This window comes from Shewanella waksmanii ATCC BAA-643 (genome assembly GCF_000518805.1).
In the GTDB taxonomy this organism is placed as follows: domain Bacteria; phylum Pseudomonadota; class Gammaproteobacteria; order Enterobacterales; family Shewanellaceae; genus Shewanella; species Shewanella waksmanii.
In genome coordinates this window covers 32,074-58,069 of sequence record NZ_JAEH01000006.1, presented here as the reverse complement: position 1 = coordinate 58,069, position 25,996 = coordinate 32,074, and the positions used below count along the sequence as shown (strand labels likewise).

Genomic DNA, 25,996 nt, shown 5'->3' with positions numbered 1-25,996 from the left:
ATTAGTAACAAAACAACTAAGCTTTTAGCCTCCTAATCGAATGGCATCATACTGCCCTATTTCGATTGGGTTTGGCCTCAACAGCTTGGCTAACATTACTTTTACCTAATCTTTAGCTAAGCCCCTGAGGCTGCGTAAATCGGTAAAAATATCGATAGGTTTGTTTCATCACTACCTTAAACTCTAAAAAATTGACTGTTAGGGACATTAACAGAGGCAATCACTGTGTACAAGCCATCAAAGGCAATCGTAAACAACTTTGTACAGCGCACAAATAAGTTGCCAACACCCTCACCACAAGCCGTTTACTATTGCTGATTTTTCCAGCAAAACTACGGCAAAGTCGCGCAAAAAACATGTTGCACTTGCAACCTTTTTTAGGGCGATTATAATGGCGCCAACCTTCTCAGGGGAGTAGCTACCAACCAATCGTCGTTTTTGGTTGGGTATTCATCAACATAATTGGCCACATGCCATGGTGAATACAGTGAGCCATCACCCAGCAAGACCTGAGCAGAGATCCCGTCCAATATTAGGGGGCGGCGGACTCTGCTTAGCTAATTTTGCCCCCTAAGGAACTCATTGTGGAAGCACTACTCGCCTCAACCTTAACTGTTGCAATTGCCGAAATCGGCGATAAAACCCAATTACTCGCTCTGCTACTTGCCGCCCGGTTTAAGAACAAAACCGCTATTGTCATGGGTATTTTTCTGGCGACGCTGGCGAATCACTTTGCTGCAGCCTGGTTGGGTCAATGGGCCATGGGCCTTATTTCACCGGAAGTTGGCCGTTACATCGTGGCTGGATCGTTCTTTGCCATTGCATTGTGGGTATTGATCCCCGACAAAGTTGAATCAGAAGAAAGTCGTTTGTATCAATGGGGCCCATTCATCGCAACTTTTGTGTTGTTCTTCATAGCTGAGATTGGCGACAAAACCCAAGTGGCAACAGTGGTACTGGCAGCCAAATATGATGCATTGGCAATGGTTGTCATCGGCACGACCTTAGGCATGATGCTAGCCAATGTGCCAGTGGTTTACGCCGGCCATTACAGTGCTGAAAAGCTACCTTTGACGTTAATTCATCGCCTATGCGCTGCGCTATTTGCGCTATTGGGCGTGATGACATTGCTACTTTAGTTAACAGGGTAGTAAATAAAATACCCACATAGCGTTGACGTTCACAGCTAAAAAAAGCCAGTCACTTTACAGTGACTGGCTTTTTCATCTCAGTTAATAAGTTGGCTTTTAACCTTGAATTGCCTTAGCAATTCGCGCTCCGTAGTCAGCATCTGCTTTGTCAAAATGCGCTAGCATACGTGCTTGTACATCGGCACTTGCTTGGCTAAGAGAGCCGGCGATGGTATCCACTAGGCGCGCTTTTTCATCTTCAGAGAACATACGGTATAGGTTGCCCGCTTGGCTATAGTCATCTTGGTCGTAGCGGCTATAGCGATCAGCTTCACCATCCAAACGCAGTGGTGGCTCAGCTAAGTGTGCAGGCTCAACCAACGCATCTTCACGGCTACTAGGACCATAGTTAGCAGCTGCATCGCCACCTGTTTGACTGCCGCTGAACTGACATTGGGTTCCAGCCATAGCACCAGCACGCTGATGATGATTCGCTTTTGCCGCATGTGGGCAGTTGACTGGCAACTGATTGTAATTAGTACCGATGCGATGACGTTGTGCATCTGCATAAGCAAAGATTCGCGCTTGCAGCATCTTATCTGGTGACGCGCCAACACCTGGAACTAGGTTACTTGGTGCTAAAGCCACCTGCTCTACTTCAGCGAAATAGTTTTGTGGCATACGATTAAGCTCAAGCTCACCAATTTCAATAAGTGGGTAATCGCTGTGCGGCCATACCTTAGTCAAATCAAACGGGTTGATGTGGTAAGTATTGGCATCCGCTTCTGGCATGATTTGCACATTCACTGTCCAACGAGGGAAGTTTTGCTCGGCAATCGCTGCCACCATATCGCGCTGCGATGAATCAGGGTCAATACCTTTGAGCTTATCTGCTTGCTCGTTGGTGAGATTGACAACGCCTTGTTGCGATTTGAAGTGGAATTTAACCCAAAAACGCTCGCCTTTGGCATTCCACAATGAGAATGTATGAGAACCATAGCCGTGCATCTGACGGTAGTTTGCAGGAATACCTCGGTCTGACATCAAGATAGTCACTTGATGCATCGCTTCAGGGTTAAGTGACCAAAAGTCCCACATTGCCTGTGGATCTTTAAGGTTAGTCAGTGGATTACGCTTTTGAGTATGAATGAAGTCCGGAAACTTAATACCATCACGCAAAAAGAATGTCGGGGTGTTATTACCCACGATGTCATGGTTGCCTTGAGCAGTATAGAAACGCAAACCAAAACCACGTGGATCACGCTCAGCATCAGCAGAGCCCATTTCACCGCCCACCGTTGAGAAGCGAACAAAAGTTTCGGTTTGTTTGCCCACACCGTTAAAGTGATCAGCTATGGTGTATTCGCTTAAATCTTTGGTCAAGGTAAAGGTGCCATATACCCCAGTACCTTTTGCGTGCACAACACGCTCAGGAATACGTTCGCGGTTGAAGTGAGCAAGCTTTTCAATCAACTGCCAATCTTGTAGTAATAGCGGGCCGCGCTCACCTGCTGACAATGAGTTTTGATCGTCTGCGATTGGGGCGCCGTTTTGGCTGGTTAAATAATCTTTTTGCGTAGTCATAGTCATCTCCAAAAATTCCGTAATCTAAAATGCTGTACCTGGCTTAGCTAAGCCAATCTTCAATAACATCAAATATCGTCGCCATATTGACCTCACAGTGGGCAGCGAAGGCTATTACCTGCTGAGTTATCCCGATAGCTAAATAATAGTCGGTAATAACCAACAATTAAAACGATTAGAACCGATGACTTTAATCGCTTTTGCAGAAAGCGAGTAAAATTGACAACCAAGTGATACTACTAATTAGGTATGAAAGGGGGAATCATTTGGGAGGTAAAGCTGTGTAAAGGAGGGTTATCTAAATAAGTAAATAATAACGGCAATCCACTGACGCAGGGATTGCCGCTAAACGACAAATTTGCTAACTGTCGTACAGGGCTAATCAGAAGCCTGTTGCCGCTCTTCTTGGTAGATTTTAACTAAATAGTAGATATCAATAAGTACAATAAAGAAGTTAACCAATGCAACGGGAATGGCGCCAATGGCCAAGCCATAAGCAACAAATAACGCTGCACCAATTAAATTCCACCAGCGTAGCTTCTTAATGTTCGACATCATCAGCGAAATAGCCACGACCACCGATGCCAAATAGCCGACCCACTCCCAAATAGTTGCGTTATCCATGCGCTCTCCATTGGTATTAAAGTTAATTAAACTTATTATGGCTAACTAAATAGGTTTGTAACAGGCCATTTACCCATCCACACGCAATAAACTGCGGTTATCGCTTAACTACCGCAGCAGTCATTCTTGAGATACAGCAGAGCTCACCGGCTCCATTGTGAATAAGGATCTCCCACACTGAGCTACGCTTACCCAAGTGTACCGGCTTAGCTGTGGCTGTTAGCGTGCCTTTGCGAGATGCTTTTAAATGGTTCGCATTAATCTCTTGGCCGACACAATAATAGTTATCAAAGTCCACTACAAAATTTGCCGCATAACTGGCGACAGTTTCTGCAAGAGCCACGTTGGCTCCGCCATGCACAATACCGAGCGGATTGTGTACTTGCGGTGCAGCTGGCATGGTCGCTTTCATGTAGTCGTCGCCAATTTCGGATATTTTAATCCCCATGGTTTGCATCAAAGTACCTTTACCATGCATCCCTTCGTCCATCTTATTGCATTGTGCAAGCGTGACCGGCCTAAACCAAATACTCATTACTACATCCATTTCAATTGATTATGCTGCCAGTCTACTGTGTCCATAGCTAAGATAAAAGCCAGTTAAGAGTATTGGCTCTAGTCGCAGAGAATATGAAGGGGTGGCTTTCAAGCATGCTTATGGGTATTTGTTGGTGCACACTTGAAAGCCGTAGGGTGTAGGGAGAAAGGTTAGAACTGAATCACTATTTCAGCTTACTGACTGCTTCTAGCGTCAGTTTAATCATCTCATTAAGCGTGTGTTGACGCTCTTCAGCGCTAAGGTGCAAGCCCTGACGTAAATGGTCGGTCACTGTCATCATGGCAAGTGCATTTGCGCCATATTCAGCGGCTACGCCATAAAGACCAGCCGCTTCCATTTCCACACCTAAAATGCCGTATTTTTCCATTAAGTCGTAACGGCTTTCATCGGCGCTATAGAAAAGATCAGAAGAATATAGGTTGCCAACATGATAGTTGACCGCCAGTTTTTCAGCAGCATCGACGGCGCCTCGAAGCAGGCCAAAGTCTGCAATCATGGCAAAATCAGTATTGGCGAAACGACTGCGGTTAACCGCTGAATCAGTGCTCGCGCCCATAGCCATAACGACGTCCATCAACTTGATTTTATCGCTCACAGCGCCACACGACCCGATGCGAATAATGTTTTTCACACCATATTCAGTAATGAGCTCTTTGGCATAAATAGAAATTGAAGGAATACCCATCCCCGATCCCATCACTGAGATACGTTGACCATTAAACTCACCGGTATAGCCAAGCATATTACGTACATCAGTCACTAAAGTGACGTTGTCGAGAAAATTCTCGGCAATGTACTTCGCCCGCAATGGATCGCCTGGCATTAAAACCGTATCAGCAAAAGCACCAGCTGGTGCGTTAATATGTGGTGTCATCGTGTTACTCCGTTATTCATGCTCCACACTCGCCTTTTGTAAGTAAGTATGGATATCAAGTATTTAGTTCAGTGGATTAGCCAGCTAGGCTAAATAGCAGACCAGCAATAGTACCGCTCATTAAGTTGGCTAAAGCCGCTGCAATTAGCGCTTTCATTCCAATGGCACTGAGGTCGTGACGACGCTCAGGACACAATGCAGCTAACCCGCCTATTACCATGGCGAGTGAGCCAATGTTGGCAAAACCGCACAACGCAAAACTAATGATAATTTGGGTTTTAGGTGACAGGTCTTCCGCCACTTTGAGGAAGTCGATATAGGCAACAAACTCATTGATCACCATCTTCTGACCAATAAACGAAGCCGCTTGCGTTGCTTCACTCCACGGCACCCCCATTAGCCATGCTAGCGGAGCTAACAGATAACCTAAGATCATCTGCATAGTGAGCTCACCATAACCAAACCAGCCGCCAACACCGCCAATTATACCGTTGACCAGCGCAATCAATCCGACGAACGCGAGCAGTAATGCCGATACATTAAGTACTTGCTGCATCCCCATTGCTGCGCCGCCCGCTGCAGCATCGAGTACATTAGTCGGCTTATCTTCCTGCTCATCCATGACTTTCTTGATGTCATTTCGCGGTGCTTCGGTTTCTGGCCACATTAGTTTGGCAAATAGTAGACCTGCGGGCGCTGTCATAAAGGCGGCGGTCAGTACATACTTAATGTCGACGCCCATCTGGATATAACCAATCATGGTGCCGCCGGCCACAGAAGCTAAACCACCGGTCATCACCGCAAAAAGCTCTGAGCGGGTCATGTGCTTAACAAAAGGACGCACCATAGATGGCGCTTCAATCGGACCAACAAAGATATTGGCAGTGGCAGACAGTGACTCTGCACGGCTAGTACCCAGTAACTTAGATAACGCTCCGCCGATAATGCCAATCACCAGCTGCATAATGCCTAGGTAATACAGCACAGCAATTAGTGCACTAATAAATACCACTACACACAGCACATTAATCACAAAAATGAACCCAACCCCGAACTTGGCCAAATCACCAAATAAAAAAGCTAAGCCTTCGTTGCCGTAGTTGATTACGTGCATCACACCGTTTGATGCGCTATCCAATACGGTTTGACCAAATGGTACATACATAACAAATGCGCCAAAAGCGACCTGAAACGCCAATGCACCGGCTACCGTTCTGACACTAATCGCGTGGCGTTGCTCTGAAAACAACACGGCAATCCCGATCAGCGTTGCCATCCCCAACAAACTGATGAAAACTTCCATACATTTTTACCCCCATAAACTTTGTTATGGCGGCAGTGTATACAGCTGGCTAGTACAGACAAGGGATCAAAATCACTTTGCAGAATTTATTTCATTCAACTGCTAACTTGGTAATAACTTTTGGTAAAGCGCTCAAAAATATCAATAAATATGCATCAATAGCGCATCAATCCATAAAGAAAATAACAACAACATTAACACCAACAACAACTAACACCCAATAGTGACACTTTTAAGCTGATTAGATGAATGATGATTTATCGTAATAAGCAGTACAAACACACGTAATAAAATTTCAATTAAGTAATTTTGTGATCGAAAATCCATTCAAAAAACATGCCTGCCAAGCAGTAGGCGCTGTATTTAGTCCAATTCACCACGAAAGAATATTTTTGCAGTTTAAAATTGCAGTTAAACTCAATAATTGAGGGCCTCAGTCGTTGCATCTCATCTGCTTTTAACGAGCAAATAATACTTTTCTACTAAGCGCATTGGATTACAAACAGGCGACTATTTGCAAGCACTCCAAAAATAACCCCCTATTTTTCAATCAATTGAACTGCAATCTCAGTGAATGAAAATTAACCAACAAATAGACCTTCTTCCAATTGTTCAATTGACGTTCACTCCGTACCTTTGTTCTACATTCGGCAGACTAAATTAGTTCACAACAGAACTTTGTGCTGATAGTGAATTAATTTTTTATACGAACCGCTAAATAGTCTTGCTCATTGACGAGCTGTTGTATCTGTTTGGCACATAACAAAGGAGTGTTTAGTGTCTGCTTTAATAAAAAGCGTTGTTAGCTTTGTACTCCTTATGTCGACCTTTGACTTGTACGCTAATGATATTCGAGCCAATCAAGTCAGCGAACTTCCCATTACTCTCCAAGTGTTGCTTGAGCAGGGCGGCAGAGATAACGCCATTGGCCTGATGCAACTTGGCTATAGCAATCACGCGGAAATGTTGCAATCTGGCCATGATAATACCAATGCGACCTTGCAATTTGGTGCTGAAAATCAAGCCAATGTTCACCAATACGGTAGTGGTAATGAAGTACAGCTTTTGCAAGTTGGGTGGTCAAATCAGGCCGACATCACTCAAGTGGGTGACGGCAATGTAGTCCAGCTCAACCAACTCGGAAGTGCGAATTTTTCAATTGAACAGATTGCAGATAATGCCGCAATCACTATAACTCAATATTAACAGGGAGCGTCCAATGAGATCGCAAGCAAAGAAGTCTATTATCGCGTTAGCTATTACCGCAAGCATCGGTATGTCTGCATCAGCTTTTGCTGCTTCAGATAACGAAGCCACCATCAATCAGACAATTTCAGTCGCAGCTGATGCCGCTGTTGTTGGCCAAGAAGTTGTGGTTACCCAGACAGGTGATTTAAACATCACCACTGTTGACCAAACTGGTGACGACCAAACAGCTACGATTACTCAAGATGGTGTATGGCATGAAGCTTACGTAACATCTGAAGGTGAAAGTAACAACGTTGAAGTTGACCAAGTTGATGATTGGCATGTATCAAGCATCGACATTGAAGGCAACGGCAACGAAGCAATCACTGATCAAACAGGCTTTTGGAACCAATCTGATGCCAATGTTATTGGTAATGAAAACAGCGTTGATGTGTTACAGGTTGGCGTGACAAATACCTCAGACATTGACCTTATTGGTGATAGCAACACCGCTGTTGTTGATCAAGCAGGTGACAATAACGAAGCTTTGTTCTTGGTAGAGGGTGACAATAACGACGGTAGCATTACTCAAATTGGTAATGACAACTTAGGCGGCATGGTATCTTTATTGGTTACACCTAACCTAGGTAATAACAACGATGTCACTATTTACCAAGAAGGTGACTTTAACGGTGGCGCTGTTCAAGGTGTAGATGGTAACAATAATACCTTTGATGTAAACCAAGTTGGTGATTCAAACCTCGGTTTGGTTTATGCCTTAGTCGGTGATGACAACACAATTAACATCGACCAGGATGGAAATTCAAACCTGGCGTTTATGGAGTTTACAGCCGGCGATGGCAATGACGTGACAATTACCCAAAATGGTGATGGTAACGTTATTGGCGATATCTTAATTGCTGATGTACAAGGCAGTGAAAATACCATCACGATTGACCAAGTTGGCGATACCAACGGCGCTGAATTCCAAGTTTGGGGTGATGAGAACACGATAGATTTAGACCAAACTGGTGACACTAACTTTGCTACATTTGGTGTTTACGGCGACGAAAATGATTTAACTCTGGTTTCTACTGGTGACAATAACCAAATCGTTGCTTTTGCAGTATTAGATGGCAATGAGATCAATGTCGAGCAAGAAGGTGACTTAAACTACACTGAAGTGGTTGCTGAAGGGTTTGATAATGTCATTACTTCAGAGCAATTTGGCAATGAGAATGAAGCAATTGTCACTGTAGCTGGCGACCTCAATGTTGAAGTCGATACCCTGCAAACGGGTGACTTGAACGTTATTGACTTGCTCATCAGCGGCGATGAAAACTACGCCAACATTACCCAACTTGGTGATGGTAACTGGGTTGGCGGTGATAACGGTACTGCTGAGTTTGCCGTAGTTGGTGACAACAACAGCTTAACTGTGTCGCAAACCGGTAATGATAACCTAGTGATGGGTTCTCAGACAGGTACTGAAAACATGATCAGCGTGACCCAAATGGGTGACTTCAATACCGCGACTGTTATTCAAAACTAAGTCAATATATCAACAATAAAAAAGGGAGCAAATGCTCCCTTTTTTAATTTAAAAATAAGTGACTATTAAGAGCACAATTCGAAATGACTTTGATAAGTTTGTGCCCAGCGTAATAACTCAACTCGATTACGTGATTGTGTTTTTCTAAAAATAGAAGAAATATGTGCTTTAACAGTATGTTCACTGATACATAAGCGATGCGCAATTTCTTTATTTCTAGCACCGCTAGAAACTAGCTGAATAATAGTTCTCTCTCGACCAGTGAGCATTTGCAACATCGCTACCGTATCTTGGGAAAAGTCATTAGCACCATCCAACCGTTTAACTAGCTGACGAAACATTTTAGAGATCAACGTTCTATCATACCAAAGCTCATCGCCTACCATTTTCCGCAAACCGGTTAATAATAGATCCATGCGCTGATCGGCATACAGTAAGCCTCGAATACCGAGCAGTAATGCTGATTCGGCTTCTAAAGTATCTCGCTCCACTTGATATAGCGCAACGGGCACATGAGGCACCAATCGAGAGGCTAATAAAGGGATTCCTTTATTGTCTAATGCCGCCCCTTTTTGGGCGATAAGATAAAAGCTATTATTATCCCGCTCAGGATCAAGCTCTGAAACTTGCTTAACAATCCGTGTTTTTAGACCGATAGACTCGGCCAGTACTGCTAAATGGCAAGGCGCTGCCACTTGATGCAGAAAGACTAACTCGTCAATTTTACTCATTTACTTCTCTCCCTGAAAAGTCAGTAATTAACTCAATAACCAGGTTAATCACATTTCCCTATCAACCAGAATAATGACTCTATCTGATAAGGTTTAGTAGGTTTGAATAAATCCTACCGAATTACCATAGTAAAAAAGTATGAACGCCAATATTATATCAACAAATGTTACAGAGGAATAACATTTAGTTATAAAGAGTAGAAAATATAGAATATGTGGAATTAAAAAGTGCACATAATTTATTTTATACAGAATAAAAAGCTATCTCACCGCATTAATATCGCTAATTAATCTGTCATGTACGCGGCTAAGTAATACAAGACAGCTTATAGCGCCAATGAGTGCCATCATCATGTCCGATTGCGTATCCCATACATAACCTTGTGTGCCTAAAAACGCCTCAGCATCTTCACCGGTTGCTAGCGCCACCCACCACTCAATTAACTCATAAAATGCTGATAGCGCTAGGGCAAAACAACAGACTAAGAAGTGGCACCAAGCGCCCGGCTGCAACACAGCCTGCCTAATCAACACCTCTCGAGCCAAAAGCGCCGGAATAAACCCTTGAGCCAAATGACCGACTTTATCGTAATTGTTGCGATCTGACCCCATCCACTGTGCAATATCATCAAACAGTGGCACTTCAGCATAGGTATAGTGACCGCCCACCATCAAAATCACCGCATGCACTAAAATTAGACCATAGGCCAATGAGGTTAACGGAAAAGACTTTCGCGTAAAAAATAGTAGGGGTAAGGCCGCAATTGCGGGGAGCACCTCTAAAAACCAAGTGAACTGATCTTTGGGTTGGTAACCTGACCAAAGCAACACCGATAAAAAAATCGTGAGCCAAATAGCGCTTTTATTCAAAATAAGAACTCCTTAGACGATATTGTTTTATTATCAGAATAATAACTTTAGCCATCTAGCCCTCCACAGTGGCGAAAAAAAGTGCTATTTTGGACGGGCATAATAATAATTACATCATTGATAGTGACATAGTAGCAACAACAAACAAGAGGGTACCCATATCATGGCGAAACATTCGCTGGACAAGGATAAGATCAAGATCCTGCTGTTGGAAGGCGTCCACCAGTCTGCCGTTGATGTATTTAAACGTGCAGGATACAGCAACATAGAGTATCACAAGGCATCACTCGGGGAGGAAGCACTATTAGCTTCCATTAAAGATGCTCACTTTGTTGGCCTTCGCTCGCGTACCCAAATCACTGAAACTGTGCTGAATCATGCCGAAAAATTAGTTGGTATTGGTTGCTTTTGTATCGGCACTAACCAAGTCAATCTTGCCGCTGCCGAAAAACGCGGTATTCCGGTATTCAATGCGCCGTTCTCAAACACTCGAAGTGTAGCAGAATTGGTATTAGGCGAGATAATCATGCTATTTCGCGGCATTCCGCAGCGAAACGCACTGGCACACCGCGGTGGCTGGTTAAAGAGCGCGGTCGGCAGTTATGAAGCCCGCGGCAAAACTCTTGGCGTTATTGGCTATGGTCATATCGGTACCCAACTAGGTATTTTGGCGGAAACCTTAGGCATGCGAGTCATCTTTTATGATATTGAAGACAAGCTGCCACTCGGTAATGCGCAACAGATCCACTCGCTACCTGAATTGCTATCTCTTGCTGATGTAGTCAGTTTACATGTACCAGAAACGGCACAGACTAAAGAGATGATAGCAGCAGCCGAGCTTGACTGCATGAAGCAAGGAAGCATCTTAATCAATGCCTCTCGCGGTACAGTCGTTGATATCGATGCCCTTGCACAAGCGATCAAGAGTGAGCGTATTGTTGGCGCCGCCATTGATGTGTTCCCTGTAGAGCCAAAATCCAATGACGATGAATTTATCAGTCCGCTACGTGGCTTAGATAATGTTATTTTGACTCCTCACGTGGGTGGTAGCACCCAAGAAGCTCAAGAGAACATTGGTATCGAGGTCGCGGGTAAGTTGGCGAAATACTCAGACAATGGCTCAACGGTAACAGCGGTTAACTTCCCTGAAGTCTCGCTGGCTCAGCATGAGAATGCTTCGCGACTATTGCACATTCACCATAACAAACCCGGTATTCTAATTAAGATTAACCAAGCGTTTGCGGAGAAAGGCATCAATATTGCGGCGCAGTACCTACAAACTACCGCTGACATTGGTTATGTAGTGATGGAAGTCGACTCTGACCAAGCCGTAGAAGCGCTAGAGCAGATGAAAGCTATCGACGGTACCATTCGCGCTAGACTGCTCAACTAGTCCGGCACATCGGTCATTAAAAAGCACATGTATGACATGTGCTTTTTTCATTTAAAGGCCATGATGAACACTCAAAAACTGCGTTGTTTGGACGTCAAAGCCGCTACCTTAAACGCTAATAGTGTTTCAGCATAAAATAGCGCGCTGGACTTGCCACTAATTCTGGCACCTCACCGACCACTTCAAAACCTAGCTTTTGATAAAAAGGCTGTGCTTGGAACCCCAAAGTGTCGAGTTGTGCCACCACACAGCCACGAGACTTAGCTTCCGCTTCAGCTTGCATCATTAAGCGCTTTCCAAGTCCGCTACCACGCTGATTTTCAGCGACCCACACCACCTCTATCAAGTAATTTCGGTATATGGTGCATCCTGCCACGCCGCCAATCAACACCCCGTGTTCATCACGGGCAACCACCATGAGTGGCTGCGATTTTTCATCCCCCATGTGCTCGACATTAAACTGCCTAACCCCAGCGACAAGCTGCTCAAAAACTGCGTCATCTTGCTGGTTAATAGTGTTTAAGGTTGCGCTATTGCTGGACATATTCCTTCCTTAATTGGCTCAGTTGTTATGCTTATCTATGCTCAAATATTGTTTTTGTTCTACGGATCACATTTGATCCCTTTATATTTTTATAAATGCCCATATATCTTTATCTAACCACACGATAGGATGACACTCTTTAGTGATTCTACCCGCTTTAGCTTAGGACGATTACCATGACTTTAAGCCTTTCGCAGCCACAATGGCTAGCAACCGACTCTACTCCTGCTGTAATGCTATCTGTACTTGACCATTTTGGCCTGATGCGCGTCACCGGAGAGCAAGGTCGAAGCTTTATTCATGGACAAGTTACCACCGATATCAGCTCTTTAGCTAACGATCAGTGGCGTTGGGGGGCATATTGTGACCCTAAAGGTAAAATGTTAGCGGCATTCAGAACATTTGCTATCGATGATGCACTGATGCTAATGATGCCAAAAGACACCTTAGCAGCCGATTTACCTCAATTAGCTAAATACGCCGTATTTAGTAAAGCAGAGCTAACCGATGCCAGTGAAGACTTTGTTATATTGGGCGTAGCAGGCACTGATGCTAGCCAGTGGATACAAGATCATTTTGGCGAAATCGACCAAGAGCTGAGCGGAATTCCCGGCGGCGTTTTACTTAAAGATGGCGAGCGCTACATCATGGTATTAGAACAAAGTGCTGCGCAGCCATTATTGGGCTCAATTAGTGAGCCTTTATACAGCGCCACAGCTTGGCAAGCGCTTGATATCAAAGCTGGCTACCCTAATATTGCTGCCAGTCATCAAGGTCAATTTGTGCCGCAGATGTGTAACTTACAAGCTATCAATGGCATCAGCTTTGAAAAAGGCTGTTACATGGGCCAAGAAACCGTCGCCCGAATGAAATACCGTGGTGGCAACAAGCGTGCACTGTATATTATTACTGGCACAGCAGAGTCAGCGGTTAATACCGACAGTAAATTGGAAATCGCCATCGAAGATGGCTTTAAAAAACTCGGCACCATTATTGAGGTTGCTCAGCAAGACAACCAAGTGCTGCTTAGTGCCGTGCTGCCTAATGATACTGAAATCGGTACCCAACTACGTATTGCTGACATGCCAGCATCGTCGCTGACTATTCAGGCGCTGCCCTATTCGCTGGACGAAGCATAATACAAGCCTCAGCCATCGCAATTACAATACGGTAACGAGTTCATTATAAGGCGCATCTTGCGCCTTTTTCTTATCTATGTCCCGCACACTCAACCGCCCAACCCCGACCAATAAATACCGCCATTATCGATATGATAAATGATCGTTCTAGGCACGAGTTAAGTATGTATTATCTAATACCGATTCAGGTATGATGAATTTGTGAAGTGAAGCGAACCAACCTAGATCTTGTATATGTAGCATTCAGAATCAAGATTTTATCGCAAAGCGATAGTGTCGCCATTTAAAGAGTTGTTAGTGGCATATGGGTCAAATCCACTCACCATCGCGTTAATATTCGGTATGGGTTCGAGTGGGATAATTGCAGCAGTTAGCAATGGAGTGATAATGAGTCATGCAATCGTTGAGCTAAATAATCTATCCAAGTCTTTTATGGATGGCGAGCAACAACACCAAGTACTTAATCAAGTCAATTTTGTGCTCAACAAAGCTGATAGCGTGGCGTTAACCGGCGCCAGTGGCTGTGGTAAGAGCACCCTGCTAAATCTCATTGCTGGCTTTGAACCATTATCAAGTGGTCAAATCATCCTTCGTGGCGAAGACACTCAGCAATGGCAAGACAAACAGTGGAGTCGTTTTCGACATCAACAATTAGGCGTCGTGTTTCAACAGTTCAATCTACTAACGCCAATCGATGTTAAACATAACATCGTCTTTCCCCTTAGTTTGAATGGCCATAAATGGAATGACTGGTGCGATCATTTAGTCACCACTTTAGGGTTGGGAGACCTGCTATCACGACATGTGCAGTCGTTATCTGGCGGTCAACAACAGCGGGTGGCCATCGCACGAGCATTAGCGCATCAACCGGCGCTGTTACTCGCCGATGAACCGACAGGCAATCTCGATCAGCAAGCTAGTATGGAAGTGATGCAGCTAATGACGGCATTGACAACAGAGCAGCAAACCAGTGTATTGATGGTGACTCACAGTGAAGAGTGCGCTGCTTTTATGCAGCGTCGCTGCCATGTAAAATTGGGCACAGTCCATGAATAGCTTTGGCGTACAAGGCTATTGGCACAGCTTAGCTATTTTTGCGGCCCATTATCGGCAATCTCCATTGCAAGCCAGTGCCATTTTAGTCGGGATCATACTCGCGGTGACCTTACTAACCGGCGTCAGGGCCACCAATGAAAACGCCATTGCCAGCTATGCCTCAGTCACTGAATTACTTAGCCAGCAGGCAAGCTATACCATCTCGCCAAAGTTCGCCCAGTCCCATATTAATGAATCACTCTATTTCGATATCAGGCAACAAGGTATCAGTCAGTCACTCGCCGTCATAGAGGGCGTACTGATGGACGCCAAACAGAAACCTTGGCGAGTGCAAGGCAGCGATTTAATTGCAGCTGTTAGCGCCCTAAGTCATCAAGTTGCAGACGATAGCCATAGCACAGCTTCCGCCCCTAACCCCTTTAGCGGTGATATTCCGCTAGCTCGATTGCTTAATGGCGCCCCCGTGGTGTTAATGAGTCAAAGCTTAGCCAACAAATATCTCACGCAACCATTTTCACTCGCGGGGCAGCCACTTGAAATCATTGCTGTAAGCGATGATTTTAACCTAGGTCAACGTTTGCTTATGGACATCTCTTTGGCACAGCGCTTAATGGGGCAAGAGGGTCAACTGAGCTATATCGCGCTGTTTGGTGAGCTGACATATCAAATACCGCAACTAGAAAGCTTGATCGCCCAGCAAGCACTGTTGGTCGAAAATGATAATGGCGCAAGCATGACCGCGCTGACAGACAGTTTTCACCTTAACCTGACTGCAATGAGCCTATTAGCGTTTATTGTTGGCTTGTTCATCGCCTATAACGGCGTACGCTACAGTCTGCTGAAACGTCAACACCTGCTGACTCAATTACAGCAGCATGGCATTTTAAAAATCAGTTTAATTGCAGCCGTGATCAGCGAATTATTAGTACTGGTGATTATCGGTGCCGTGATTGGTTTTATTTTAGGGCTTCAACTGAGCTACTGGCTTCAGCCTATGGTTTCAGTGACTTTAGAGCAACTGTATGGTGCCAATATTTTGCCCGGCAAGTGGCATTGGAGCTGGCTCGCCCAAGCACTACTATTAACCTTCTTCGCTGCACTGTTGGCCTGTAGTTCACTGTTTGTCGATCTGTATCGACAGCCTTTGGCACGTAATAGTAATAAACTCATCAATGAACATAGCGCACACCAATCCCATAAAGCCATGCTATTCATTGCTTTGGCACTAGGCACAATTGCCACAATCGGCATGCCTTTTAGTGATGACTATCGGATCACCATGGTATTGCTTGGCTTAGTGGTTATTGCCATTCCATTGGCTTTACCCTGGACACTGATGCAATTGGTTAGCCTTATAAGTCGCTTATTCACTAAGGGGTTAGTCGGTTATCAGGTGGCTGAAACTAAAGAGTTGGTGCCGCCACTATCATTGGCGATGATGGCAATTTTGTTAGCACTGACTGCCAATATCTCCATGAATACCTTAGTCGGCAGTTTCGAAATCACCTTAAAACAATGGCTAGATGCAAGGCTACACGCCGATCTTTATATGCGTCCGCCTAGCGATAAAGTCGAAGATATCGCCCGCTATCTACAACAGCAACCCGATGCCGACAAGGTCTACAAGCAGTGGTACCTTAAAAGCAGCTATCAAGGCTACCCCAGCTTTATCCTCACCCGTGATGCCAACTCCATTGAACAAACTACCGTATTGAAACAGGCAATGGAGGACATTTGGCAGCAGTTTTTTGATGGCCGATTCGTGCTACTCAGCGAGCCACTGGCCCTCAAGCTCGGGCTCAATGTAGGCGATAAACTCACCATTACAGCACTAGGTGACAAGCCATTTACCTTAGCGGGCGTCTATTTTGATTACGGTAACCCCTACGGCGAACTGCTGATTCCACCAGCACTGTGGCAACAACAAAATCTCCCCGCAATCCCCACCAGCTTAGCTGTTGCCGTCACAGGCGATGAACAAGCACTTATTTTACGCATTCAACAAACCTTCGAATTGTCGGACGCGCAAATCTATAGTCAGCAAGGAATTAAGCAGCTGGCGGTGACAATGTTTAAGCGGACTTTTTCAATTACCCAAGTACTCAACAGCTTGACCTTAATAGTGGCTGCTGTGGGCCTATTTAGCGCTTGCTTCATGCTAACTCAATCGCGTTTGGCTCCTATCGCCCGCTTATACTGTCTAGGTATCAATCGTGGCCAACTTAGACTTATGGTATTCGTGCAGATGTGGCTTATCGTTCTGCTTACCTGCTTAGTGGCTTTGCCTACTGGCGCCCTACTTGGCTATTTACTCATCCACAAGATCACCTACCAGGCCTTTGGCTGGACCATCGCCATGGTTTGGGATTGGCAGGCGTATTTTCAGGTTATTGTGCTCGCCTTATTAGCCAGTACGTTAGCGGTCATACTGCCACTCTATAAACAAACTCGCCGCCCCTTGGTCAGCAGTCTTCAAAGCGAGCTATTATGAATATCCTCAAGCTTCAATCAACCAAGAATTGGCCTCAATATCTCACCACAAATTTGCTGCTCACAGCCATAATACTAATGCTAGGCTGCTCTGATAGCCCCCCACAAGGCAGTGCGTCAATGGGTAATATCATGGGACAACAGAGCAGTGGTTTTGCGCCGGTACTCGACACGACAGAAATCCGCTTCCCAGCAGATCATAATGCCCATGATGACTACCGCTTAGAATGGTGGTATCTCACCGCTAACTTAAAAACCGCATCCGGTGAGCCCATCGGGGTACAGTGGACCCAATTTAGAATTGCAATGTCACCACCGCAACAGCAAAGCAGCGATAGTGGTGAGTCATCTGCATGGGCCACCAATCAGCTTTATATGGCTCACAGTGCGCTAACTAGCAAACAGAGTCATTTAGCCAGTGAGCGCTGGTCAAGACAACACAATCAACTCGCTGGCACAACCGCAAAGCCATTTAGTGTGGTATTGGATAACTGGCAATGGCGCGCCAGCGGCGAAGATTTATTTCCCGCCACCTTATCGGTCACTGACCCACAATATCGTTATGAGCTTAAGCTCACGACACAAGCACCCTATCAGTTGCAAGGTAATAACGGCTATAGCATTAAAGACCCAACTGGTGAAGTGGCCTCTCATTACTACAGCCAGCCCTTTATCGACGTGAGCGGCTGGATTGAGCGACACGGTGAACAAGTCGCTGTCACCGGACAAGCTTGGCTTGATAGAGAGTGGAGTTCACAGTTTTTAAAAGACAATCAGCAAGGTTGGGACTGGTTTGCGTTACGACTTGATGATGGCTCTGCTCTGATGGTGTTTCAACTGCGTGGCCAACCTAACTTCTATAGTGCGCGGCGCATGTTTGCCGATGGCACCGGTCATGCGATTGCCAATGAAGATATTCAACTCAGCCCCATTGGTTGGCATAAAATCAACAACCAAGACTATCCAGTAAAGTGGCAAGTGAGTATCGCTTCAGAGCAGATAGCGCTAGAGGTTTCTCCCTTAAACGCCAATGCGCTGCAACCTTTAACGGTGAACTATTGGGAAGGCCCAGTTAATGCTACAGGCAGCCACACCGCACAAGGCTATATGGAGTTAACGGGGTATTAAACATGGCTATGACTGACTATCGGCGCCATTTATACCTCTTTGTTAATAGACTTAACCCTAAACGATAATCAATCGCAATGGCTTAAATATCATTATTTTAGCCACTGATAGAGCTAGTTCGTCATCCCCTAAATAAGCTTTCATACAAGCAATTTGTATAAATTTCAATCTGTGATAAATATCACGCTCAAAAGTTTGATCTAGATCCACAATACCGCCCAATACCTCTTGTGGGGTATACCCACACTTTATATGAGGTTTAGACTCAATTTATAGCTTGAAGATTGTTTTTGTTTCGCAATTGGCGAAACAGCAGTAATCATAGCCATTAAGGATCCGTCCCAAAATGAGTCAAGAATATCATGTAACTAGCTTAGTGGTGCATGCTGCGCCCAAAGCACTAGTTGAAGTCAAACACAATATCGATGTCCTCCCGGGCACCGAGATCCACGCCGTGACCGACGAAGGAAAGTTAGTCGTCACCCTAGAGGGTGAGACACAAGCATCTATACTGGATAACGTCGAAGCCATTAATGCCCTAACGGGCGTACTATCAAGCAGTCTTGTATATCATCAAGTTGAACCATTAAAAGAAAAGAGTGAGGAAACACCATGAGCATTAGCCGTCGCGAGTTTCTAAAAGCCAACGCTGCCGTTGCCGCTGCAACCACAGTTGGTGTCACTCTGCCAGTGAAGATCGTTGAAGCCGCTGAGCAGAAGGACAACATCAAGTGGGATAAAGCGCCATGCCGTTTTTGCGGTGTAGGCTGTAGCGTTTTGGTGGGTACCAACAACGGTAAAGTTGTTGCCACTAAAGGCGATCCAGAAAGCCCCGTCAACAAAGGTCTTAACTGTATTAAAGGCTATTTCCTATCTAAAATCATGTACGGTAAAGACAGACTAGACTCGCCTTTACTGCGTATGAAAGATGGCAAATACGACAAAGAAGGTGAGTTCACCCCAGTAAGCTGGGATGTCGCACTAGACACCATGGCTGACAAGTGGAAGAAAACCCTAAAAGAAAAGGGTCCTACAGCAGTTGGCATGTTTGGTTCAGGCCAATGGACAGTGTGGGAAGGTTACGCAGCATCAAAACTGCATAAAGCCGGTTTCCTCACCAACAACATTGATCCTAATGCTCGCCACTGTATGGCGTCTGCAGTTGGTGGCTTCATGCGTACCTTTGGTATTGATGAGCCAATGGGCTGCTACGATGATTTAGAAGCCGCAGATCACTTCGTGCTTTGGGGCGCGAACATGGCAGAAATGCACCCGATTTTATGGGCTCGTTTATCTGACCGCCGCTTGGGTAATCCAGATGGTCGTGTACATGTATTGTCAACATTTGAAAACCGTAGCTTCGATTTAGCTGATAACCCAATGGTGTTCAAGCCACAAACAGATTTGGTGATTCTTAACTATATCGCCAACTACATTATCGAAAACAATGCAGTCAACAAAGACTTCATTAGCAAACACACTAAGTTTGTTTTAGGTACCACAGATATTGGCTACGGTCTGCGCCCAGACCATCCATTAGAGAAAAAAGCCAAAAATCCAGGTAATGGTAAATCAACACCGATTAGCTTTGATGAATACGCTAAGTTTGTCAGCAGCTATACCTTAGAGTATGCCGCTGAATTGAGTGGCGTTGAGCCAGAGAAGCTCGTTGAGCTAGCCAAGGCCTATGCCGATCCAAAAGTGAAAGTCATGAGCTTATGGACCATGGGTATTAACCAACACGTTCGTGGTGTTTGGGCCAATAACATGTTGTATAACCTACACTTGTTAACCGGCAAGATCTCAACTCCAGGTAACAGCCCATTCTCGTTGACCGGTCAGCCTTCTGCTTGTGGTACTGCCCGTGAAGTGGGTACGTTTGCCCACCGTCTTCCTGCAGACATGGTTGTGGCTAATCCTAAGCATCGCGCCTTGACTGAAAAGCTGTGGCAAATCCCTGAAGGCACTATTCCGCCGAAGCCGGGGTACCACGCTGTACTGCAAAGCCGCATGTTGAAAGATGGCAAGCTAAATTGTTACTGGACTATGTGTACCAATAACATGCAAGCCGGTCCAAACATCAATGATGAGATCTATCCTGGTTTCCGTAATCCAGATAACTTCATTGTGGTATCGGACCCTTACCCGACTGTCACCGCCATGGCTGCTGACTTGATTCTGCCTACTGCCATGTGGGTAGAGAAAGAAGGTGCGTACGGTAACGCAGAGCGTCGTACTCAAATGTGGCACCAACAAGTCAAAGCACCAAAGGGTGCAAAATCGGATCTGTGGCAGCTCGTTGAGTTTTCTAAGCGTTTCAAAGTATCAGAAGTTTGGCCTGCAGAGCTCATTGCTAAGCAACCTGAAAATGCAGATAAAACGCTTTACGACGTATTATTTGCTAACGGCACCATTAACAAGTTCCCAGTCTCTGACTGTAAAGGCGAAATGAACGAAGAGTCTGAGCATTTCGGCTACTACTTGCAAAAAGGTATCTACGAAGAGTACGCACAGTTTACCCGTGGTCATAAGCACGATTTAGCCAACTTTGATACTTACCATGAGACCCGTGGTCTACGTTGGCCAGTGGTTGACGGTAAAGAAACGCTACGTCGCTTCTCTGCAGGTGACCCGTATGTGAAAGATGGCAAAGATTTCGACTTCTACGGCAAACCAGACGGCAAGGCGCTAATTTTTGCCTTACCTTTTGAGCCTGCTGCTGAAGAACCGAATGCAGAATTTGATCTATGGATGTCAACAGGTCGTGTACTTGAGCATTGGCATACAGGTTCAATGACCGCACGTGTACCTGAACTTTACCGCGCCTACCCAGATGCACAAATCTTTATGCATCCTGAAGACGCGAAAACACGTGGATTAAAACGTGGCGATGAAGTGGTTGTTGCCTCTCCTCGTGGTGAAGTGAAAACCCGTGTAGAAACCAAGGGCCGCAACAAGCCACCTAAAGGTGTCGTGTTTATGCCGTTCTTTGATGCGCGTCAGCTGGTTAACAAGTTACTACTTGATGCAACTGACCCACTGTCTAAAGAGACAGACTTTAAGAAGTGTCCTGTGAAAGTAATGAAGGCCTAACAGCCTAATTGATGCATAGACGGAGATAACAATGAGTCGGGCGAAGCAAGCTTCCACTACAGCCAAAGGCGTAAACCGCCGTCAGTTCTTAGCCACTAGTGCTAAGGCAGGCTGTGCTGTGGGGTTAGTAGGGTTAGGGGTAACAGGGGTGGCGAAGTCATCACGCCTCGATCCTCTGGCTATTCGCCCGCCAGGCGCATTAGCAGAACAGGAGTTTCTTTCAGCCTGTGTTCGTTGTGGACTTTGTGTCGAAGCTTGCCCTTACGACACGCTCAAGCTAGCTCGCTGGTTTGAAGGCGCTGCAACCGGTACACCCTATTTCACTGCACGCACAATTCCATGTGAAATGTGCGATGACATTCCTTGCGTGAAAGTTTGTCCTTCGGGATCGTTAGATCAAGCATTGGACGATATTGACCAAGCAAAAATGGGAATTGCAGTACTAATAGATGAAAAAAACTGTCTTAACTTTAAAGGCTTAAGATGTGATGTATGCTATCGAGTTTGCCCTCTGATAGATGATGCTATCACCCTTGAACGGCAACACAATGAGCGCAGTGATCACCATGCGATGTTCCTTCCTACCGTCAACAGCGACAGCTGCACGGGCTGTGGAAAGTGTGAACATGTATGTGTATTGGAAGAAGCTGCAATTAGAGTGTTACCCAGTGCTATCGCACTTGGCAAAACTGCCTCACACGATACGTATATCGATACTGAGAGCACCACGCTAGAGATGCTGAATAAAGGGTTTGAGATATGAGTCAGGCAAAGTTCGCCCAGGCCGCAATAGACGAGTTAGGCTGGTTTAAAGCCCATCGTTTTTTGTTGCTGCGCCGCAGCTGCCAGCTCATAGTCCTTAGCCTATTTGCCATCGGCCCTTGGCTGGGTTTGTGGCTATTTAAAGGTAATCTCTCAGCCAGTGAATTTATGGGAGTCGTGCCGTTAGCCGATCCGCTAACCACACTGCAGGTCTTTATGACAGGCCACCTACCAGAAATCAGTCTGATAGTGGGTGGTGCGCTTATCGCGCTGTTTTATGCATTGGCCGGTGGCCGTGTATTTTGCAGCTGGGTCTGCCCTGTCAATATGATTACCGATGCAGCCAGCTGGTTACGCAGAAAGCTGGCCCTGCCCCGTATTGCCGAACTGCCCCGCAACTTGCGCTATTACATGCTAGCTATGGTAATGATTTTACCCATGCTAAGCGGAATAACAGCTTGGGAGTGGGTCAATCCGGTACCGCTGGTTTATCGTGCCGTGTTATTTGGGTCGCTAACTGGACTGTGGATATTAGTGGTCATATTTTTGCTCGATTTACTGATAAGTGAACGAGCTTGGTGTGGTCACCTATGTCCAACCGGTGCGCTATTTGCCCTACTGGGCAAAGTGAGCCCAATCAAAGTATCTGCGACTCGTGCGAGTGCCTGTGACAACTGTATGGATTGCTTTGAAGTTTGCCCTGAACGCCAAGTGCTTAAACCTGCACTTAAGGGCAGTAATCCAATGATAGTTGACAGTGATTGTACTCAATGTGGACGTTGTATCGATGTCTGTGCCCAACGCGTTTTCCAGTATCAAAACCGAATTGCCATAAAGGCGGAGAACAACCAATGAAAAAAGTACTCACCTTAGCCGCGCTGGTCATGGCGCTTAGCGCTTGTTCAGGCCAACAAGCTAACCAAAATGCCGAACCTGTAAATATCAGCTCACTAGGTAAATCAGAGATTACCGATGTACGTGCTGCTGATGCAATGCCAACCTATCCAAAACGCGGAGAATCAATTGAACGTGGATTTGCTCATCAACCACCTTTAATTCCTCATAAGGCTGATTACCCAATCACCTTAAAGCGTAATGGCTGTATTACTTGTCACAGCCCAGAAAAGGCGCAGCGTATGAAGGCAACAGCGGTTGACCCTTCACATATGCTTGCTAACGGCAAGTTAAACAATGAGTACTACAGCTGTACTCAATGTCACACGCCACAAGCGGAAAATAAGCAGCAACTAGTCGAGAACGATTTCTCAGCTCAGTAATTGACTGCTTAGATAAAAAAGCCCCGCTATTTTTGTATAGCGGGGCTTTTTTAATTTGCGGGATCACAAGCTGCCTTTGAGCATCGGCATAATAAGTTCGTAGTAACCGATTTTGTAGCTCCCAATAATTATCACGCTACTCAAAAATCCTAATACCCAACCTGGGTGCATGCCTAAAAAAGTCCACTGCATAAGCCAGAAAAAACTAAAAACCACTATCGGTGAGTGCACCACAGATAAAACCAGCATAATATTGCCTTTATGCTGCATGGCACCGGGGACTGCAAACATCATCGGTGAGGTCATTGACGCCGCAAACCAAACCATTAAAAATACCACGGTGATAACGATGATAAACCAGTGTGGGGAAGTCATTTTTCGCATCCTTGCTTAAAAATTTAGTGGCTCAGTCTAGCCAAATTTAGCCAAATAACAATAGCAGCACTGTCACGGTGAACAGAATCAGTATTAAGTTGTAAGCCCGCGCGCTAGTTGCATTAAAACAGTGAAAATAAACATAGTTCTGTGAAATGCCATCTGCTAATCACCCGATAAGTTTGTTATGGTAGCCCTACAACAGCGACATAATGAGTGTGACTACTGAGGATGTTTTATGAAGCAAGGTAAACATGATGCTCAATTGCTCAAGCTAGCATTAGAAATAGGCGTCGGCTATGCAAAAAAACGGGGCTTTGCCGATTTTGACAAAGGCATCTCACCGAAAGATAAGGTCGAATGTATCTACCGACTACTCGTGCAAGATAAGCTGATCCAACCGTTAGCGACAGATAAAGAAGATGGCCCGAATATGAAGCATAAACTGGTTCTATGGATTAGTCGCCAGTTACCTGAAGATCATGCGCTACTCAATTAACATTAACCCACAAACACCAGCCCGATTCAGCATTTAACCTATTAGATTATCCTATAGGTACTAACTTAGTTATTAGCTTAAAACCGATACAATAGCGGCATACACTGCCTTTGGATGCCGCTATGAACCCATTACTTCAAAAATTCAAACACTGCTTATTCAGTGGACTGTTATTTGTGGTACCGCTGTTACTATTTTACATTATGATTAGTGAAATCATCGACTTAATCGTTAGTATTTCCAATCCACTTGCAGAGATGGTGCCCAGTCATTTGCAACTGCTTAGCACCTCACCATTTGCCCAGGCATGCGCTTTACTAACGGTAACCTCATTACTATTTGGCACCTTGCTTCGCAGCCCATATGCTCGTCAGTGGTTAACCAAGGCTGAGCAACATACACTTGCCAAGGTCCCCTTATACCAAGCAATTAAGTCAATTTCTCGGGGGCTACTCGGCGATAAAACGGATTCGAGTTACTCAACAGGCTTATATCGCGGAGTCGACGACAGCTTACAGTGGGTGTATATCATTGAAGAAAGCGACAAATATTGCACCATTTTACTCCCTGATGCCCCGTGTGGCTTCAGCGGCCCAGTAAAAATAGTCGCTCGTGGCCGAATAACCATTACCCCTAATAGCGTAGGTGAGGTCAGCGGTGTGCTCACTCAATGGGGCCAAGGAAGCTTAGGCCTGAGTTGTTTGGCTAAGGCAGAAAAATCAGATGCGAGCTTAGTCCACAAAGACATGAGCAAACAATCAATGTGAGCGAGCTGCTCATTGAAAAGCACTGCAATTGTGTCGTTATGAAAACAGCGCACGAGTAGGCATGATAATGGTGAGTAAAATACCACCATCACCCAATATCAGTTGATGATATTGGGCAATGATGAAGTTGCGTATGTTGCCGCATATGAATGTCACCCTGGTGCGGCTAATGCAACACCGATACTCTGGCCTGTACGACGTTACTCTGGCTTGAATAGCACTTGCTCTGGGGGCAAATTTCATCGCTTATTGAATAGTACCCTGGGCCTCTCAATAAACAAACTTGTGGTCACTCACTATCATTCAATAATGGTGAAGGCTAGTTTTCTAGCTTATTATTTATCTATACGCACAAGTTAAGCCGGCATCCACAATACCTGAATCACTGTCAAAAAAATTAGACTAATTTATCGACAAGTGATAATAATATACCACTCGATTATTTGAGAATAAGGATGTTTCTCGTGATGCTAATACAACACAGCAAAAAGGGATTTTATGCTAAATACACCGGATATAGTCAAATCACTTCGCCTAACACAAGGATATAGTGTCAGTGAATTAGCCCAAAAAATGGGTTGTAGTCGGCAAACTATCTATAACTGGGAAGATGGTATTTCAGAGCCTAAACTGTCGCAATTTATCAAATTGTGTGTCGTTGTAGGCTTAAATCCGAATAATTTACTGCCGAGAAAAGCAATAGGGCAACATATTTCAGACAAGGAGGTACAAGATGAACATCACCAGTCAGCCGCCCATAATACAAAGTAGTGCAAGTGTTACCACAAAGCCTAAGCACGAAGAGGAAGTAGTAGAAGTTAATGTACGCCCTGCTGGCGGACTCCATCAGCCACCACCGACCATAAATGGCCAAGACTCAAATGTATATTCGCGTCAAACTCTACTAGCGAATAGCCATGAGAGCACTATGGACAATAAGAGCTACGTTGCAGAACATGCAAGAGTATCAATTACTGTTTGATCGCCTCGAATGGATAGCGATGTTTATCGCTTTTGCTGTTAGTGTCCAGTCACCAAACATTCGATGGCTAACAGGG

General features: G+C 45.2%; 26 protein-coding genes and 1 riboswitch. Of the genes, 17 read left to right on the top strand and 9 right to left on the bottom strand.

Annotated features, from left to right (window positions below):
• Window positions 1-397: 397 nt before the first annotated feature.
• A riboswitch (yybP-ykoY riboswitch) is annotated at window positions 398-584 on the top strand.
• Entirely contained in the window at window positions 585-1,139 is a 555-nt protein-coding gene (locus L865_RS0103995; protein ID WP_028772050.1) for a TMEM165/GDT1 family protein, read from the top strand. It abuts the riboswitch before it with no gap.
• Between the two features lie 108 nt (window positions 1,140-1,247).
• On the opposite strand, the gene katB is transcribed toward L865_RS0103995, so the two are convergent.
• The 5 genes from katB to L865_RS0103970 all read right to left on the bottom strand — a co-directional run bounded on the left by katB (window position 1,248) and on the right by L865_RS0103970 (window position 6,074).
• Complete coding sequence (gene katB, locus L865_RS0103990) at window positions 1,248-2,714, bottom strand: catalase KatB (protein ID WP_157577427.1); 1,467 nt, start codon at window positions 2,712-2,714, stop codon at window positions 1,248-1,250.
• Window positions 2,715-3,092: 378 nt separating this feature from the next.
• Window positions 3,093-3,338, bottom strand: a complete 246-nt coding sequence (locus tag L865_RS0103985; protein WP_028772048.1) for a YgjV family protein — start codon at window positions 3,336-3,338, stop codon at window positions 3,093-3,095.
• Window positions 3,339-3,435: 97 nt separating this feature from the next.
• Entirely contained in the window at window positions 3,436-3,873 is a 438-nt protein-coding gene (locus tag L865_RS0103980) for a PaaI family thioesterase (protein WP_028772047.1), read from the bottom strand.
• A 187-nt stretch (window positions 3,874-4,060) separates the two neighbouring features.
• Entirely contained in the window at window positions 4,061-4,771 is a 711-nt protein-coding gene (gene deoD, locus L865_RS0103975; protein WP_028772046.1) for a purine-nucleoside phosphorylase, read from the bottom strand.
• Window positions 4,772-4,847: 76 nt separating this feature from the next.
• Entirely contained in the window at window positions 4,848-6,074 is a 1,227-nt protein-coding gene (locus L865_RS0103970) for a NupC/NupG family nucleoside CNT transporter (RefSeq protein WP_028772045.1), read from the bottom strand.
• Between the two features lie 819 nt (window positions 6,075-6,893).
• Between L865_RS0103970 and L865_RS0103965 the strand changes: the two genes are divergently transcribed.
• Both L865_RS0103965 and L865_RS0103960 read left to right on the top strand, forming a co-directional pair.
• Window positions 6,894-7,280 (top strand): curlin, encoded by a 387-nt coding sequence (locus L865_RS0103965; protein ID WP_051484438.1) that lies wholly within the window; start codon window positions 6,894-6,896, stop codon window positions 7,278-7,280.
• Between the two features lie 13 nt (window positions 7,281-7,293).
• Window positions 7,294-8,814 (top strand): curlin, encoded by a 1,521-nt coding sequence (locus L865_RS0103960; protein ID WP_028772043.1) that lies wholly within the window; start codon window positions 7,294-7,296, stop codon window positions 8,812-8,814.
• 65 nt (window positions 8,815-8,879) lie between these two features.
• Here the strand turns inward: L865_RS0103960 and L865_RS0103955 are convergent, their stop codons facing one another.
• Together L865_RS0103955 and L865_RS0103950 are read right to left on the bottom strand one after the other, a co-directional pair.
• A complete protein-coding gene (locus L865_RS0103955; RefSeq protein ID WP_028772042.1) occupies window positions 8,880-9,545 on the bottom strand; it encodes a helix-turn-helix transcriptional regulator in 666 nt (221 codons plus the stop codon).
• A 261-nt stretch (window positions 9,546-9,806) separates the two neighbouring features.
• The gene (locus L865_RS0103950; protein WP_028772041.1) at window positions 9,807-10,415 is read right to left on the bottom strand and encodes a DUF2238 domain-containing protein; all 609 of its coding nucleotides are present in this window, start codon (window positions 10,413-10,415) and stop codon (window positions 9,807-9,809) included.
• Between the two features lie 163 nt (window positions 10,416-10,578).
• On the opposite strand from L865_RS0103950, the gene serA reads away from it, so the two are divergent.
• On the top strand, window positions 10,579-11,808 hold the full coding sequence (serA, locus tag L865_RS0103945; RefSeq protein ID WP_028772040.1) for a phosphoglycerate dehydrogenase: 1,230 nt from the start codon (window positions 10,579-10,581) through the stop codon (window positions 11,806-11,808).
• Between the two features lie 115 nt (window positions 11,809-11,923).
• Here serA and L865_RS0103940 read toward each other — a convergent pair whose 3' ends face one another.
• Window positions 11,924-12,352, bottom strand: coding sequence for a GNAT family N-acetyltransferase (locus L865_RS0103940; protein WP_028772039.1), 429 nt, complete (start codon window positions 12,350-12,352; stop codon window positions 11,924-11,926).
• A gap of 176 nt (window positions 12,353-12,528) precedes the next feature.
• Between L865_RS0103940 and ygfZ the strand changes: the two genes are divergently transcribed.
• The 9 genes from ygfZ (at window position 12,529) to L865_RS0103890 (ending at window position 23,297) form a co-directional block, all read left to right on the top strand.
• Window positions 12,529-13,491, top strand: coding sequence for a tRNA-modifying protein YgfZ (gene ygfZ, locus L865_RS0103935; RefSeq protein ID WP_028772038.1), 963 nt, complete (start codon window positions 12,529-12,531; stop codon window positions 13,489-13,491).
• A 387-nt stretch (window positions 13,492-13,878) separates the two neighbouring features.
• Window positions 13,879-14,547, top strand: coding sequence for an ABC transporter ATP-binding protein (locus L865_RS0103930; RefSeq protein WP_028772037.1), 669 nt, complete (start codon window positions 13,879-13,881; stop codon window positions 14,545-14,547).
• Window positions 14,540-17,038: an FtsX-like permease family protein gene (locus L865_RS0103925; protein ID WP_028772036.1), complete on the top strand. Its 2,499-nt coding sequence runs from the start codon at window positions 14,540-14,542 to the stop codon at window positions 17,036-17,038. The genes L865_RS0103930 and L865_RS0103925 overlap by 8 nt, the downstream gene beginning before the upstream one ends.
• Before the next feature lie 119 nt (window positions 17,039-17,157).
• A complete protein-coding gene (locus tag L865_RS0103920) occupies window positions 17,158-18,165 on the top strand; it encodes a lipocalin-like domain-containing protein (protein WP_245608389.1) in 1,008 nt (335 codons plus the stop codon).
• A gap of 346 nt (window positions 18,166-18,511) precedes the next feature.
• Complete coding sequence (locus L865_RS0103910) at window positions 18,512-18,781, top strand: chaperone NapD (RefSeq protein WP_028772034.1); 270 nt, start codon at window positions 18,512-18,514, stop codon at window positions 18,779-18,781.
• Window positions 18,778-21,258, top strand: a complete 2,481-nt coding sequence (gene napA, locus L865_RS0103905) for a nitrate reductase catalytic subunit NapA (protein ID WP_028772033.1) — start codon at window positions 18,778-18,780, stop codon at window positions 21,256-21,258. Before L865_RS0103910 ends, napA begins: the two co-directional genes overlap by 4 nt.
• Before the next feature lie 31 nt (window positions 21,259-21,289).
• Window positions 21,290-22,021 carry a ferredoxin-type protein NapG gene (gene napG / locus L865_RS0103900; RefSeq protein WP_028772032.1) on the top strand — a complete coding sequence of 244 codons (732 nt, stop codon included), beginning with the start codon at window positions 21,290-21,292 and terminating at the stop codon, window positions 22,019-22,021.
• A complete protein-coding gene (napH, locus tag L865_RS23080; protein WP_037470505.1) occupies window positions 22,018-22,875 on the top strand; it encodes a quinol dehydrogenase ferredoxin subunit NapH in 858 nt (285 codons plus the stop codon). The genes napG and napH overlap by 4 nt, the downstream gene beginning before the upstream one ends.
• Window positions 22,872-23,297, top strand: a complete 426-nt coding sequence (locus L865_RS0103890) for a nitrate reductase cytochrome c-type subunit (protein ID WP_028772031.1) — start codon at window positions 22,872-22,874, stop codon at window positions 23,295-23,297. Before napH ends, L865_RS0103890 begins: the two co-directional genes overlap by 4 nt.
• Window positions 23,298-23,360: 63 nt before the next feature.
• On the opposite strand, the gene L865_RS0103885 is transcribed toward L865_RS0103890, so the two are convergent.
• Window positions 23,361-23,672 carry a hypothetical protein gene (locus L865_RS0103885; RefSeq protein WP_028772030.1) on the bottom strand — a complete coding sequence of 104 codons (312 nt, stop codon included), beginning with the start codon at window positions 23,670-23,672 and terminating at the stop codon, window positions 23,361-23,363.
• A 238-nt stretch (window positions 23,673-23,910) separates the two neighbouring features.
• Here L865_RS0103885 and L865_RS0103880 point away from each other — a divergent pair, with 238 nt between their 5' ends.
• The 4 genes from L865_RS0103880 (at window position 23,911) to L865_RS25400 (ending at window position 25,920) form a co-directional block, all read left to right on the top strand.
• Window positions 23,911-24,171: a DUF5062 family protein gene (locus tag L865_RS0103880; RefSeq protein WP_028772029.1), complete on the top strand. Its 261-nt coding sequence runs from the start codon at window positions 23,911-23,913 to the stop codon at window positions 24,169-24,171.
• A 122-nt stretch (window positions 24,172-24,293) separates the two neighbouring features.
• Window positions 24,294-24,938: a hypothetical protein gene (locus tag L865_RS0103875; protein WP_028772028.1), complete on the top strand. Its 645-nt coding sequence runs from the start codon at window positions 24,294-24,296 to the stop codon at window positions 24,936-24,938.
• Window positions 24,939-25,436: 498 nt separating this feature from the next.
• A complete protein-coding gene (locus tag L865_RS23075) occupies window positions 25,437-25,709 on the top strand; it encodes a helix-turn-helix transcriptional regulator (RefSeq protein WP_084632464.1) in 273 nt (90 codons plus the stop codon).
• The gene (locus L865_RS25400) at window positions 25,672-25,920 is read left to right on the top strand and encodes a hypothetical protein (protein WP_157577425.1); all 249 of its coding nucleotides are present in this window, start codon (window positions 25,672-25,674) and stop codon (window positions 25,918-25,920) included. The genes L865_RS23075 and L865_RS25400 overlap by 38 nt, the downstream gene beginning before the upstream one ends.
• The last annotated feature ends 76 nt before the right edge of the window (window positions 25,921-25,996 follow it).